Consider the following 13,651-nt stretch of genomic DNA (forward strand, 5'->3'; position numbering starts at 1 on the left):
GCTCGGGTGGTGTGCTCGGGTGGTGTGCTCGGGTGGTGTGCTCGGGTGGTGTGCTCGGGTGGTGTGCTCAGTCGCCGTTCAGCAGGGCTGTGACCCGTTCCGCGACGCCCCTCGCCGAGGACGGGTTCTGGCCGGTCACCACACGCCGGTCGACCACCACGTGCGGGGCGTAGACCCCGGCGTGGGTGTGCCGGGCGCCGCGCTCGGTGAGGGCGGCCTGGAGGAAGAACGGGATCACGTCGGCCATCTCCGAGGCCCGCTCCTCGTCATCGGTGAAGCAGGTGACCTCCCGGCCAGCCAGCAGCGGCGTCCCCTGCGGGGTGCTGAGGCCGAGCAGCCCGGCGGGGCCGTGGCAGACGGCGGCGATCACCCCGCCCGCCGCGTGGACGGCGTCACCGATCCGCGCGATGTCCGGGTTGCCGGGGAAGTCCCACATCGTGCCGTGTCCGCCGACATAGAGCACGGCGTCGTAACCGGCCGGGTCGACGTCCGCCAGCGGTACGGCGGCGGCCAGGTCGACCGCGTCGAGGAAGGCCCGCTGCGCCGGGTCGCCTATGTCCGCCCCGTCGATCGGTGAGCGCCCGCCGAGCGGAGAGGCGAGGTCGACCCGGAGTCCGGCCCGGGTGAACACCTCCCAGGGGTGTGCCGCCTCCGCCAGCCAGAAGCCGGTGCGGCGGCCCGTGTCACCGAGTTCGCCATGGCTGGTGAGCACGAGCAGAACGGTCTTGCCTGTGGTCATCTCTGCGGTCTCCTGTCGTCACGAGGTGGGGCTCACGCCTCCAGCGGGTCCGCCACCCGTGCCGTGCGGGACGGGTCCCGGATCAGGTCGGCGGCCCGTTCGGCGAGGGCGACCACCGGGGCGTTGGTGTTGCCGCGCGGCACCGCCGGGAACACCGAGGCGTCGGCCACCCGCAGCCCGGCGACGCCGCGCACCCTCAGTTGCGGGTCGCACACCGCCCCCGGGTCGCCGCCCATGGCGCAGCTGCTGGTGGGGTGGTGCATGGTGACCAGGTCCCGGCGGATCCAGTCCCGGATCGCCGCCTCGCCGTCGGTGCCCGGCCCCGGGGTCAGCTCACCCTCGGTGAGGTCGGCGAACGGGCGGTGCGCGGCGATCTCCCGGGCGAGCCGCACCCCGGCGGCCAGCACCTCCAGATCGCCCTCGTGGGTGAGATAGCCCGGGTCCAGGGCGGGCGCGGCGGCGGGGTCGGCCGAGCGCAACCGCACCTCTCCCCGGCTGCGCACCTCCACCGCCGTGACCAGGACGGAGATCAGCGGCTCGGCGGCGGGCCCCGGGCCGGGCGGCGCGGGCGGTACGACGTGGTACTGGAGGTCGGGTCCGGCCAGCCCCTCCCGGGTGTGCAGGAAGGCGCCGCTCTCGCCGCCGTTGGAGGCCAGCGGGCCCCGGCCCAGCAGCCGCCACAGCAGCTCGGCGCGGGCCGGTGCCAGCAGGTCGGCGCGGGACGGGCGGGCCCGCCAGACCATCGTGCAGCGCGGATGGTCCTGGAGCCCGGCGCCGACCGCCGGGGACTCGGCCAGCACCGGGATGCCGTACTCGCGCAGCTGCCCGGGGTCGCCGACGCCGGAGAGCATGAGGAGCTGCGGGGAGCGGATCGCCCCGGCGCACAGCACCACCTCGGCGGCCCGGGCCTGGTGCGGGATCCCGCCCGACAGATAGGCGACGCCGACCGCCCGGCCGCGTTCGATCAGGACGCGGGTGGCCAGGGAGCCGGTGCGCACGGTGAGGTTGGGGCGGGTCAGCGCGGGGCGCAGATAGGCGTCGGCGGTGGACCAGCGGCGGCCCCGGCGCTGGGTGAGCTGGTAGAAGCCGGCGCCGTCGGGCCGGCCGCCGTTGAAGCCGCCGCCGGGGCCGAGGCCCTGGGCGCGGGCGGCGGCCACCCAGGCACGGGTGGTGCGATGGCGTTGCCGGGGGTCCTCGATGGCGAGGGGGCCGGTGGTGCCCAGGCCGGCCGGCCTGCCGCGTCGCGTCGCTGTGCCGCGTCCCGCCCGGCCGTCCGGGTCGGCCGCCGTGGACCGGCCCCGGTAGCCCTCGGCGCGGCGGAAGTACGGCAGCAGGTCCTGATACCCCCAGCCGGTGCAGCCGTAGGTGTCGCGCCAGGCGTCGAAGTCGGCGTGGCTGCCGCGCACGTAGATCATCGCGTTGGTGGAGGAGGTGCCGCCGAGGACCCGGCCGCTGGGCCAGGCGACCGTGCGGCCCTCGGCGTGGGGCTGCGGTTCGGTGGCGTAGTCCCAGTCGTAGGGGCCCTTCAGCAGCCGGGGCATCGCCGCCGGGACGTGCAGGTCGCGGGCGGTGTCGGGCGGGCCGGCCTCCAGGAGCAGCACCCGGGCGGCGGGGTCCTCGCTGAGCCGGGCGGCCAGCACACTGCCCGCGCTGCCGGCGCCGACGACCACATGGGAGTACTCCTCGTCAGGGGGTGAGGGGTGCGGGGACAAGGCGGCCTCCTGGAGCCACGGCGGGTACGGCGGGGTCAGCCGCGGATCGCGCCGGCCATGATCCCGCCGACGATCTGCCGTCCCAGCAGGGCGAACACGATCAGTACGGGCAGGGTGGCCAGGGCGGTCCCGGCAAGAATCAGTGAGTAGTCCTGGAAGTAGCCGGCGGACAGGGTGGACAGGGCGACCTGGACCGTGGGGTCGTCGGGGTTGAGGACCACCAGAGGCCAGAAGAAGTCGTTCCACGCCTGCATGAAGGTGAAGACACCGAGCACGGCGGCGGCCGGGCGGACGGCGGGCACGATGACATGCCAGTAGACACGAGTGGTGTGGCAGCCGTCCAGCATGGCGGCGTCGATCAGTTCGTCGGGGACGGCGTCCAGGATGAACTGACGCATCCAGAAGACGCCGAACGCGGTCACCATGCCCGGCACGATGACCGCCTCCAGGCGCCCGGCCCAGCCCAGTTCGCCCATCAGGATGTACAGCGGGATGATGCCGAGCTGGGTCGGGACCATCATGGTGGCGATCACCACCAGCAGCAGTCCCTGCCGCCCCCGGAACCGGAGCTTGGCGAAGGCGAACCCGGCGAGGGAGCTGAACAGCAGCACGGACAGCGTGATCGAGCCCGACACCACCAGGGAGTTCAGAAGCGCCTTCTGGAACTCCACGGTGTCGAACACCCGGGCGAGGTTGTCGAAGAGATGGCCGCCGGGGACCAGCGGGGGCGGGGTCCGGCCGACCGCCTCGTTGTCGTGCGAGGCGACCACCAGGGTCCAGTACAGGGGGAACGCGGAGCCGAGCACGATCGCGCCCAGGATCGCGTAGGTGAACGGCCCGGCCCGGTTGAGGCGGCGCAGCCCGCCCCGGCGGCGGGGGGACCGGCCGCGCGGCGGTGGCGCGGCGGGCTGGGCAGTGGTGCCCGGGGTGGTGCTGGCGGTCGTGGTCATCCCGGCCCTCCCGTCGGGTCGGCGGCCTGGGGCCGGCGTGCTGTCCGCCGGTCGGGCCCGTTCATCCGCTGGACCGGATACGGCGGGTGATCAGGTAGTTGACGGCGGAGGCGACGACGATCACCAGGAACATCACCCAGGCGATGGTGGACGCGTAGCCGAAGTCGAACTGGCGGAAGCCCTGTTCGTAGAGGTAGACGGTGAGGGTCTGGAACTGGCGGTCGGAGCCGCCGGTGACCCCGCCGGGGGTGGGGTCGAACAGCAGGGGTTCGGCGAAGAGCTGGAGCCCCTGGATGGTCGAGATGACGACCGTGAAGATGATCACCGGGCGGAGCGCCGGGACGGTGATGTGCCGGAAGAGCTGGAGGCCATTGGCGCCGTCCGTGCGGGCGGCCTCGTAGCGCTCGCGCGGGATGGTCTGCATCGCGGCGAGATAGATGAGCGCGTTGTAGCCGGTCCAGCGCCAGATGACCATGGCGGAGACGGCGACATGGGAGCTGACCCGGCCGCCCTGCCAGTCGACGGGGCCGATGCCCACCAGGTCGAGCGCCCAGTTGACCATGCCGAAATCACGGCCGAAGAGCTGGGTGAAGATGATCGCGACGGCGGCCACCGAGGCGACATTGGGCAGCAGCACCCCCATCCGGAAGGTGGTGCGGGCACGCATCCGGATGTTGAGGGTGTGCGCGAGGGCGAGGGCGAGCAGCAGTTGCGGCACCGTGGACAGCAGCCAGATGGACACCGTGTTCATCAGCGCGTTCCAGAAGTAGGAGTCGCCGAGCAGTTCACGGTAGTTGGCGAGGCCGACCCAGCGGTGGCCCTCGGCGCCCAGCAGACTCCAGTCGTGCAGGGAGACGAACAGGGTGTAGCCGAGGGGGAAGAGGCCGAAGCCGAGGAAGAGCAGGAAGAACGGGGCGATGTAGAGGTACGGGGCGAGGGTCCGGTCGGCGCGCCGCAGCCGGGTGCGCAGCCCGCCGGGCCCGCCGGGGCGGGGCCGGTCACCTGGGGTGGTGGCCGGACCCGCCACGGGCCGGGCGGGGGCGGGCCGCGCCGCGGGCGGGGGCACCGGCGGGCTACTCAGCGGCCTTTTCCGCATCGCTCAGTGCCTTCTCCCATGCCTCGCCGGGCGATTCACGTCCCTCTTCGACCCGTTTGATGCCGTTCTGGAGGGCCAGTCGTACGGCGGCTGCCTTGGGCCCCTGGTACTGGGGCCGGAGCTTGGTGGCGGCCTCGGTGAAGATCTGGCCGACCGGCGCGTTGTTGAAGAAGGGCTTCTTCAGGTCCGCCATGGCCGGGTCCTCGTACAGCTCGGGGATGGCGGGCAGGTTGCCGATGTTCTTGAAGACGGTGAGGGCCTGCTCGGGTGCGGTGAGCCAGGCGGCGAGCTTGTACGCCTCCTCGGGGTGGTCGGACTGCTTGGGCACGGTCAGCCAGGAGCCGCCCCAGTTCCCGGCGCCGCCGCCGGGCACGGCCGCCACGTCCCACTGGCCGGAGGTCTTGGGGGCCTGGCTCTGGATGAAGGCCATCATCCAGGCGGGACAGGTGACGGTGGCGAAGCTGCCGCGCTGGAAGCCGGTGTTCCACTGCGGGCTGAAGGCGGCGAGGTTGGCGGACAGCTCGGCCTCGACGGCCTCGGAGGTGAGGTCGAAGGACTCCTTGACGGCCGGGTTGCTCTCCAGGACGAGGCTGTTGTCGGGGGCGTAGAACGCCTCCTTCGCCTGGCCGAGGATCGCGTTGAACAGCAGTGGGCCGCTGTCGACGAACTTGGCTCCGGTGTCCGCCGCGGTGAACTGCTTGCCGACCTCGATATAGCTCTCCCAGTCCGGCCACAACTGGGCGACCTCGCTGCGGTCGGTGGGCAGCCCGGCCTTCTCGAACAGGTCGCGGCGGTAGCAGATGGCGAGGCCGCCGACATCGGTGCCCATGCCGATCTGCGCCTTGTCCCCGGAGTCCCCGGCCATCGACTGCTCCCACTTCCAGGGCAGCCAGCGATCCTCCAGCTCGCCGGCGCCCAGGTCGAGCAGGTTGGTGAAATTCTGCGGCTGGGCCGTGAACTGGCCCAGGAAGTCGCCCTCGATCGCCACCACGTCCGGAGCGCCGTTGCCCGCCGCGAGCCGGGTCGCCAGCTGGGTGTGGTGGGTCTGGTACTCGGCGACATGCTCGACGATCTCGATCTGCGGGTTCTCCCGCATGTACTGCTTGTACAGCTCCTTGTAGCCGAAGTCGTTGAACGTGCCGATCGTCAGCCGGATCTTCTCGTCGCTCCCGCCCGAACCGCCGTCCGAACCACCGTCCGAACCGCCACCGCAGGCGGCCGTCAGCGCGCCGGTCAGCAGCAGGGCGACGGACATGTACAAGCCTCGAACCCTACGCAGTCCACCCATCTGGACGCCCCCTTCGATGGCGCATGGATATGGAAGTAAGGCCCCCGATGTCGTCCCATGGGATACGTGGGACATGTGCACCGCTCCGGGCGGGTCCTCCGGTCCCGTACGGGACGTCCGGAATCTCCAGCTTCTCCCGAGTCCGGTGAGTGTCCAGAATCTAGCGGCGCTTCCGGCCAAGCTCAATAGTTAGGAAGGAGTGCTTACAGATTCGTGTCCGGATCGGTCCCGGATCAGGTCCCGGATCGTGGTACGGATCGGGTCCCGGCGGGGGTCGCGGATCAGGTCCCGGCGGGGGTCCGGTCGGGGGTCCGCCAGAAGTCGGGCAGGGTGCGCTGGTGTGCGCGCAGGAAGGAGTCCAGCAGGGCCACCGCGGGTTCGCGGTCGCCGACCAGCGGGTTGGCCATCAGCGCCAGCACCGCGCTGCGGTGGTCGCCGGTGCGGGCGGCGGTCACGGCCAGGCGTTCGTACGCCTTCATCTGCTGGACCAGGCCGAGCAGCTCCGCGGGGAGCGCCCGCGCGGGCAGCGGGTCGGCGCCCGCCGAGGTGATCCTGGCCGGGATCTCCACCACGGCGTCGGCGGGCAGGCCGGGGACGGCTCCCTCGTTGCGCACATTGACCACCTGTACATCGCCCCGGTCGTCGTACAGGGAGGCGATGAGCTGCACGGCGGCCTCGCTGTAGTGGGTGCCGCCGCGCCGGGCCAGGGCGGCGGGCTTGGTGTCCAGCGCCGGGTCCCGGTACAGGGCCAGCAGCTCGTCCTCGATGCGCTGCACCTCGCGGGCGCGGATGTGTCCGGCCCGCTGCTCGGCGAGCATCCCGGCGGTGCGGTAGTAGAAGCGCAGATAGCGGGAGGGGATGGCGTCCAGGTCGCGCAGCAGCGCGCCGGGCAGCTCCAGGTGGGCGGCGAGCGCGTCGAGATGCCGGTCGAGCAGCTCGGGCAGCAGGTCACGGCCGTCGACGGTGACCGCGCGCTCCCAGGTGAGGTGGTTGAGCCCGACATGCTCCAGCGCCACCCGCTCGGGGGCCACCCGGAGCAGTTCGGCGAAGCGCCGCTGGAGGCCGATGGCCACGTTGCACAGGCCGATCGCCCGGTGGCCCTCGTCCAGCAGGGCCTGGGTGACGATGCCGACGGGGTTGGTGAAGTCGACGAGCCAGGCCCCGTCGGCGGCCCGCGCGGCGACCTGTTCGGCGAGGTCGAGCACCACGGGCACGGTCCGCAGCGCCTTGGCGAACCCGCCCGCGCCGGTCGTCTCCTGCCCGACGCACCCCACCTCCAGCGGCAGCGTCTCGTCCAGCAGCCGCGCCTGCTGCCCGCCCACTCTCAGCTGTACGACGACGAAGTCGGCGCCCTCCACGGCCTGTTCGAGCCGGCCGGTGGCCGTCAGCCGCCCCTGCCAGCCCTGGCGGCGCAGGATCCGCCCGGCCAGTGCGGCCACCGGCTCCAGCCGGGCCGCGTCGATGTCGTGCAGCACCAGGTCCGCCACCGGCAGCCGGCCGGCGAACCGGGCGAACCCGTCCACCAGCTCGGGGGTGTAGGTGCTGCCGCCGCCGATCACCGCGATCTTGACCGCCATCGCTCCGCCTTCCCGCTGGGTCGCCACTCCGGCGGAGTGGATACTCCGAGGGAGTGGATAAATTGTTATGAGCCCTTACTATAGTCGGGCACTGCAACCTTTCCAGAGCCCTGAGAGCGGGGACGCCGGTGACACCAGAGACGATCACGCGGGCCGCCGTCCTGGCGGTGGACGGCGGCAACTCCAAGACCGAGCTGGCGCTGGTGGCCGCCGACGGCACCGTCCTCGCGGCGGCCCGCGGACCCGGCTGCTCCCACCAGCGGCTGGGCCTGGAGGGGTCGATGGCCGCGCTGCGCGAGAGCGCCGCCCGGCTGCGCGAGAGCGCCGGGCTCGCCCGGGGTGAACCGCTGGCCCGGCTGGGGGTGTTCTGCCTGGCCGGGATCGATCTGCCGGTGGACGAGGACCGGGTGGGGGCGGCGCTGCGCGCCGAGAAGCTCACCGAGTCGCTGGTCCTGCACAACGACACCTTCGCCGTGCTGTGGGCGGGCAGCCCCGCCCAGTGGGGGGTGGCGGTCGGCGCCGGTACGGGGCTGAACTGCGTGGGCATCGCCCCCGACGGACGCGATCTGCGGTTCGCCGCGCTCGGCCGGATCTCCGGCGACTGGGTGGCGGGCGGGCGCTGGCTCGGGGTGCGGGCACTGGGACAGGCGGTCCGGGCGGCCGACGGCCGGGGACGCCGTACGGCCCTGGAGACGGCCGTGCCCCGGTACTTCGGGATGGCCGACCCGCTGTCGGTGGCGGAGGCGGTCTACACCGGCCGGATCGCCGAACGCCAGCTCCTGGTGCTGGCCCCGACCGTCTTCCGGGCCGCCGCCGAGGGCGACGAGGTGGCCCGCGAGCTGATCGACCTGCTCGCCCAGGAGATCGTCACCTACATCGACACGGCCGTACGCCGCCTGGACCTGGCCCGCACCGAGGTCCCGGTGGTGCTCGGCGGGGGCCTGTTCGACGCCGGTGACGGCCCCCTCCTGGACACCGTCCGGCGCGGCGTGACCACGGTCGCGCCCCGGGCGACGGTACGGGTCCTTACGTCACCCCCGGTCGCGGGCGCGGCGCTGCTGGGGCTGCGGACGCTGGGGGCGGAGGCGGGATCGCGGGCCGAGCGGCGACTGGTGGCTCAGCTGACCCGGCAGCGGCTCAGTGCCGGGGGCGGGGGCGGGGAGCCGGTGCCGGCGGTGGTGCCGGAGGGGTGGCGGGCGTGAGCGGGGGGTGGGTGGCAGGTGCGGGGTGGGTCGTAGATGGGGGGTGGGTCGTAGACAGGGGTTGGGTCGTAGATGGGGGGTGGGCCGTAGATGGGGAGTGGGCCGAGGTGGCGGGCCCGGCCCCGTCCCCCGACTGCCCGGCGCCTATGTCCTGTCGCGCACCCGGGCACGCGCCCGGCGTCCTACTCCCCCACCCTGCCCGTGGCGTCCGTCGTGGGGATCGGGCGGCGGCGCGGTCCGGGTTCCGGCATGGGGGTGCCCAGGAGGCGGCCCCAGGCGTCGGACACCGCGCTGCCGACGGCCCCGTGCAGGACCGCGTCCGTGCCGAGCATGGAGTTGACGACCTGGACGGAGAGCGGGGTGAGGGAGCGCAGGGTGGCTTCGATGGCCGGGGTGAGCAGGTCGCCGTTGTGGCCGATGCCACCGCCCAGCACCACCACCTCCGGGTCGACCACGGCGGCGACGGTGGAGACCGCGCGGGCCAGCAGCCGGGCTTCCAGCTCGACCACCTCGCGGGCGAGGGCGTCCCCGCGGCGGGCCATGGCGAAGACGCTGCGCATGGTGGGCGACCGGTCGAGTCCGCGCGCGGCGGCGAGTCGGGCCACCGCCTGCTCGACGGTCCCGCTGCTGAACCAGCCGCGCCACGGCGGCCCGGACTCGCCGGTGCCCTCCAGGCCGATCGGCAGGTAGCCGATCTCCCCGGCCAGCCCGCGCGCGCCCCGGTGCAGCTTGCCGTCGATGACCAGGCCGAGCCCGACGCCGGAACCGATCCACAGGTAGGCGAAGTTGTCGTACTGACGGCCGTAGCCGCTCCACAGCTCGCCGAGCGCGGCCAGATTGACGTCGTTCTCGATGGCGACGGCGGCGTCGAAGCGGGCTCGGATCGATTCGACCATGCCCTGGCGCTCCCAGCCGGGCAGATTGGCGGCGAGCATCATCTGGCCGCGTGCCGGATCGACCACTCCGGGGCTGCCGACGGTGACCTGGCTGACCTGGTCCCAGCCGACCGCGCGCTCGGCCATCACGGTGCGGGCCATGGCGCCGATCTGGTCCAGCAGGCTCTGGTTGCTGCGCAGCCGGACCCGTTCGTCGTGCCGGGCGATCATCCGTCCCGACAGGTCGGCGAGCGCGGCGCGGATCCAGCGGCGGCCCACGTCGATGCCGACGACCCAGGCGGCCTCGCTGTTGATCTCGTACAGCAGGGCCTTGGGGCCTTGCTTGCCGTGGGTGGCACCGGCCTCGCGCAGCAGGCCGGCCGCCAGGAGATCGGTGAAGACCTCGGAGACCGTCGGCTTGGACAGCCCCACCACCCGCGCCACCTGGGAGCGCGAGAGCACGCCGTGGTGCTGGATGGCGTCGATGACCGACCGCCGGTTGATGGCCCGGACCATCGAGGGGTCCGCTTTCACGAAGTTACGCGGCTCGACAAACGTGGCCCCGACTCCCTCCCGACCTGGTGCGACCACCGGCGACCGACGAAGCGTCGGCCCGGCCCGGCGCGGACGGACAGGGCGCCGAAGAGCGCCGCAATCCTACCGGCTGACAAAGGGAGCGATCTTGACCGAGCCCGAGGGAACCGGCGCTGCCCCGCCCGAGCGTCTGGACGGCCCGCTGGAACTGTCGGCGGACGCCTGGCCGGTGCGGGACGTCTACCACCTGCTGACCTCGCTGGTGGTGCCCCGCCCGATCGCCTGGGTGTCGACGCTGGGCCCCGGCGGGGTGCGCAATGTGGCGCCGCACTCGTACTTCACCATCGCCTCCCACGATCCGCCGCACGTGGTCTTCGGCTCGACCGGGGTGCGCGACACCCTCACCAATATCCGGGCGACCGGCGAGTTCGTGGTGAACGTGGTGTCGGCCGATCTGGTGGGCGCGATGAATCTCACGGCGGCCGACTTTCCGCCGGGCGAGGACGAGTTCGCGTGGGCGGGGCTCGCGGAGACACCGGGGGTACGGGTGGCCGTGCCCCGGGTGGCGCGGGCCAGGGCCCATCTGGAGTGCCGTCTGGTGCGGGAGGTGCCGGTCGGCGGCAGTGTGCTGGTGATCGGCGAGGTGCTGCATCTGCATGTGGCGCCGGAGGTGTGGCGGGCGGGACGGGTGGACCCGGAACTGCTGGCGCCGGTGGCCCGGCTGTCGGGCTCGGCGTACGCGCCGCTCGGCGAGGTGTTCCGGCTGCCCCGGCCGGACTGGGAGGGACTGAGGAACGGGGACGGATCGGCCGACGGGGGCGGGCGGGCGAAGGAGGGCGGCGACCCATGACCGGCGCCGCGCACCCGGACCATCACACATGGCATACGACAGGGAGGAGCGAGGGTGTTCGCCGGAATCGCGGGATCGGGCAGGGACTTCAGGTGTGCGATCGGCACAGGGCCTGAGGATGTACGGGCCGAGGCGGTGTTTGACACCACCACACCGGACGAGACGCTGGGCCGGGTGACCGGGTTTCTGCGGGCGGAGCAGGAGCGGTACGGCCCGGTGACGGCGGTCGGCATCGGCTGCTTCGGGCCGCTGGATCTGCGGCTGGAGTCGGCCACGTACGGCCGGGTGGGGTCGGTGCTGAAGCCGGGGTGGCCGGGGTTCGATCTGGTCGGCGCGGTGTGGCGGGAGTTCCCAGTGCCGATCGCGCTGGACACGGATGTCAACGCGGGCGCGCTGGCCGAGCGGGAGGCGGGGGGCGGGGGCGGCGATCTGGTGTTCGTGATCGTGACCGGGGGCATCGGGGCGGGGGTGCTGACCGGGAAGCGGGTGGTGCACGGGCGGGCCCATCCGGAGCTGGGGCATCTGCCGGTCGCCCGGCACCCGTCGGACGACCTGCCCGGCCACTGCCCCTACCACCCGGACTGTCTGGAGTCGCTGGCGAGCAGGCGGGCGCTGGTGGCGCGGACGGGGGCGGAGGGCTGGCCCGGTGCGGTGGCGGAGGACTGGCCCGGTGCGGTGGCGGAGGAGGTGGTGGAGCTGGAGGCGTGGTACCTGGCGCAGTTGACCACCGCGCTGACCTACGCCGTCTCGCCGGAGCGGATCGTCTTCGACGGTGACGTGATGACCCTGCCCGGTCTGCTCCCGGCGCTGCGGGAGGCGACCGTGCGGCGGCTGGGGGACGATCCGGCGGTGGCCGGGGTGCGCGAGGGGATGGACACGTACGTCGTGCGCTCCACGCTGGAGGGGCGGGCGGTGCTGCGCGGGGCGTTGCTGCTGGCGTCGCATGTGGCTCCTCCCCCGAATAAATAGTAAAGGCTACTTACTATAGATACCTCAAGGCGTGACGGTAAGTCCACGTCACACCGGCCAGCATTCCCATCACAACTCACCTCTTGAGCCTGGCTTCAAGCTGGTGAATAGTAAGGGTACCTTCACATTGGCAGCGTCATACTGACCTTCTGCATCCGCAGACGGGAGGGCTTCATCCCATGACCGCTTCACCTCAGTCGTCGTCCGCGCCCCTGGTCCCCGAGTCCGCGCGGCAGGTCCTCAATCTGGTCGGCGGGACCTGGCAGCCGGCGCGTTCGGGGCGCACCCTGACGCGGGAGAATCCCGCGCGTACGGATCGGATCGTCGCGGTATGCCCGGCCTCGGACGCCAAGGACGCCGCCGAGGCGGTGACCGCAGCGCGGGGCGCGGCCGCGGGCTGGGCGGCGACGCCCGTCGAGGACCGGATCGCGGTGATCGGCCGGGCGCTGGAGATCCTGGAGAGCCGGGCGGAGACGCTCGCGGTCGCCGATGTCCTGGAGTCCGGCAAGACACTGGCCGACTGCCAGGGCGAGATCGCGCGGGCGCTGGCCGCCACCGCCTATCAGCTCAAGATCGCCCCGGATCTGCTGAGCCACGAGAAGGCGCTGGAGGCCGACCTCGGTGTGGAGCTGACCCGGGCGCCGGTGGGCGTGGCGGTGCTCATCACCCCCTGGAACTACCCGTTCAGCGCGGTGCTGCGCAAGAGCGTGCCCGCGCTGGTGGCGGGCAACGCGGTGGTGGTCAAGCCCTCGGAACTCACCCCGGTCACGGGGGAGATGGTGGGCCGGGCGCTGATGGAGGCGGGCCTTCCGGCCGGGGTGTACAACCTGGTCTTCGGCACGGGCCCGGAGGCCGGTCAGCCACTGCTGGACCACCCGGAGGTGGACGCGATCTCCTTCACCGGCTCCACCCGGGTCGGGCTCCAGGTCGCGGAGCTGGCCGGGGCGCGGGATGTGAAGGTCCAGGTGGAGACCGGCGGCAAGAACCCGCTGGTGGTGCTGGCCGACGCCGATCTGGACCGGGCGCTGGACGCGGCGGTGGCCGCGTCCTACACGGCGGCGGGGCAGTGGTGCATCGCCACCAGCCGGATCCTGGTCGAGGAGCCGGTGTTCGAGGAGTTCCGGGACCGGTTCGTCGCCCGTACCCGGGAGATCCGGGTCGGCGACGGACTCGACCCGGACGCGGACATGGGCCCGGTCTCCTCCCGAGTCCAGTACGAAAAGGTGCTCTCCTATCTCACCCCGGAAACCGTCTCCGGAACGGTCCTGATCGGGGGCGGCCCAGCCGAGGGCCCCGACCTCCCCGCCGGCCACTACATCGCGCCGACGGTCATCGACAGGCCCGCCCTCGACTCCCCCATCGTCCAGGAGGAGATCTTCGGCCCGGTGGTCGCGCTGCTGAGCGTCTCCTCACTGGAGGAGGCGATCACCCTCGCCAACGGCACGCCGTACGGCCTGTGCGCCGCGATCTTCACCGGCGACCGGAACCGGGGCCGCCGCTTCGCCCAGGCCGTGGACGCGGGCCGGGTGGGCATCAACCTGCCGACCTCGGTGGGCGACCTGCGGGTACCGGGCGGCGGCCGCAAGAACAGCGGGCGGGGCGAGTACGAGGGGGCGGGCGACGGGATCGCGTTCTTCACCCACCTGAAGCCGATCTTCTTCGCGACGTAGGGTCTGCCGACCGGTCCGGGTAGGGCGGAGCCCCACCGTGGCTTGCATGGTGGGGCTCGCGTACCGGGGGGCTGCTCGGGCCGGGTCGTCAGATCGCGTCGAACTCCCCGGCCTTGACACCTGCCACGAAGGAGACGAACGGGCCGACGGGGACGTCCAGTATCGGACCCGTCGGGTTCTTGGAATCAC

12 protein-coding genes are annotated in these 13,651 nt (G+C 72.7%); 4 read left to right on the top strand and 8 right to left on the bottom strand.

All coding sequences use genetic code 11. The annotated features are described in order from the left end of the window. Positions 1–67: 67 nt before the first annotated feature. The 6 genes from ACFRFC_RS20425 to ACFRFC_RS20450 all read right to left on the bottom strand — a co-directional run bounded on the left by ACFRFC_RS20425 (position 68) and on the right by ACFRFC_RS20450 (position 7,362). Positions 68–739 (bottom strand): type 1 glutamine amidotransferase domain-containing protein, encoded by a 672-nt coding sequence (locus ACFRFC_RS20425; RefSeq protein ID WP_382679235.1) that lies wholly within the window; start codon positions 737–739, stop codon positions 68–70. 32 nt (positions 740–771) lie between these two features. Then, positions 772–2,451 (bottom strand): GMC family oxidoreductase, encoded by a 1,680-nt coding sequence (locus tag ACFRFC_RS20430; protein ID WP_382679232.1) that lies wholly within the window; start codon positions 2,449–2,451, stop codon positions 772–774. A 35-nt stretch (positions 2,452–2,486) separates the two neighbouring features. Beyond that, positions 2,487–3,401: a carbohydrate ABC transporter permease gene (locus tag ACFRFC_RS20435; protein WP_382679229.1), complete on the bottom strand. Its 915-nt coding sequence runs from the start codon at positions 3,399–3,401 to the stop codon at positions 2,487–2,489. 61 nt (positions 3,402–3,462) lie between these two features. Beyond that, positions 3,463–4,497 carry a carbohydrate ABC transporter permease gene (locus ACFRFC_RS20440; RefSeq protein ID WP_382679226.1) on the bottom strand — a complete coding sequence of 345 codons (1,035 nt, stop codon included), beginning with the start codon at positions 4,495–4,497 and terminating at the stop codon, positions 3,463–3,465. Then, positions 4,475–5,752 (bottom strand): extracellular solute-binding protein, encoded by a 1,278-nt coding sequence (locus tag ACFRFC_RS20445; protein WP_382680156.1) that lies wholly within the window; start codon positions 5,750–5,752, stop codon positions 4,475–4,477. Before ACFRFC_RS20445 ends, ACFRFC_RS20440 begins: the two co-directional genes overlap by 23 nt. Positions 5,753–6,066: 314 nt before the next feature. Further along, complete coding sequence (locus tag ACFRFC_RS20450; protein WP_382679223.1) at positions 6,067–7,362, bottom strand: 6-phospho-beta-glucosidase; 1,296 nt, start codon at positions 7,360–7,362, stop codon at positions 6,067–6,069. 128 nt (positions 7,363–7,490) lie between these two features. Here ACFRFC_RS20450 and ACFRFC_RS20455 point away from each other — a divergent pair, with 128 nt between their 5' ends. Beyond that, positions 7,491–8,564 carry an N-acetylglucosamine kinase gene (locus ACFRFC_RS20455; RefSeq protein ID WP_382679220.1) on the top strand — a complete coding sequence of 358 codons (1,074 nt, stop codon included), beginning with the start codon at positions 7,491–7,493 and terminating at the stop codon, positions 8,562–8,564. Between the two features lie 182 nt (positions 8,565–8,746). Here the strand turns inward: ACFRFC_RS20455 and ACFRFC_RS20460 are convergent, their stop codons facing one another. Next, the gene (locus ACFRFC_RS20460; RefSeq protein WP_382679217.1) at positions 8,747–9,973 is read right to left on the bottom strand and encodes an ROK family transcriptional regulator; all 1,227 of its coding nucleotides are present in this window, start codon (positions 9,971–9,973) and stop codon (positions 8,747–8,749) included. Positions 9,974–10,121: 148 nt separating this feature from the next. Between ACFRFC_RS20460 and ACFRFC_RS20465 the strand changes: the two genes are divergently transcribed. The 3 genes from ACFRFC_RS20465 to ACFRFC_RS20475 all read left to right on the top strand — a co-directional run bounded on the left by ACFRFC_RS20465 (position 10,122) and on the right by ACFRFC_RS20475 (position 13,462). Further along, positions 10,122–10,823, top strand: a complete 702-nt coding sequence (locus ACFRFC_RS20465) for a flavin reductase family protein (RefSeq protein WP_382679215.1) — start codon at positions 10,122–10,124, stop codon at positions 10,821–10,823. A 54-nt stretch (positions 10,824–10,877) separates the two neighbouring features. Further along, complete coding sequence (locus tag ACFRFC_RS20470; protein WP_382679212.1) at positions 10,878–11,792, top strand: ROK family protein; 915 nt, start codon at positions 10,878–10,880, stop codon at positions 11,790–11,792. A 179-nt stretch (positions 11,793–11,971) separates the two neighbouring features. After that, positions 11,972–13,462 (top strand): aldehyde dehydrogenase family protein, encoded by a 1,491-nt coding sequence (locus tag ACFRFC_RS20475; protein WP_382679209.1) that lies wholly within the window; start codon positions 11,972–11,974, stop codon positions 13,460–13,462. A gap of 88 nt (positions 13,463–13,550) precedes the next feature. Here ACFRFC_RS20475 and ACFRFC_RS20480 read toward each other — a convergent pair. Beyond that, positions 13,551–13,651 (bottom strand): DUF397 domain-containing protein (locus tag ACFRFC_RS20480; RefSeq protein WP_383112647.1); only part of this gene is annotated, 101 nt, incomplete at its 5' end.

The sequence above is a fragment of the Streptomyces sp. NPDC056734 genome, from assembly GCF_042790455.1.
Lineage (GTDB): Bacteria > Actinomycetota > Actinomycetes > Streptomycetales > Streptomycetaceae > Streptomyces.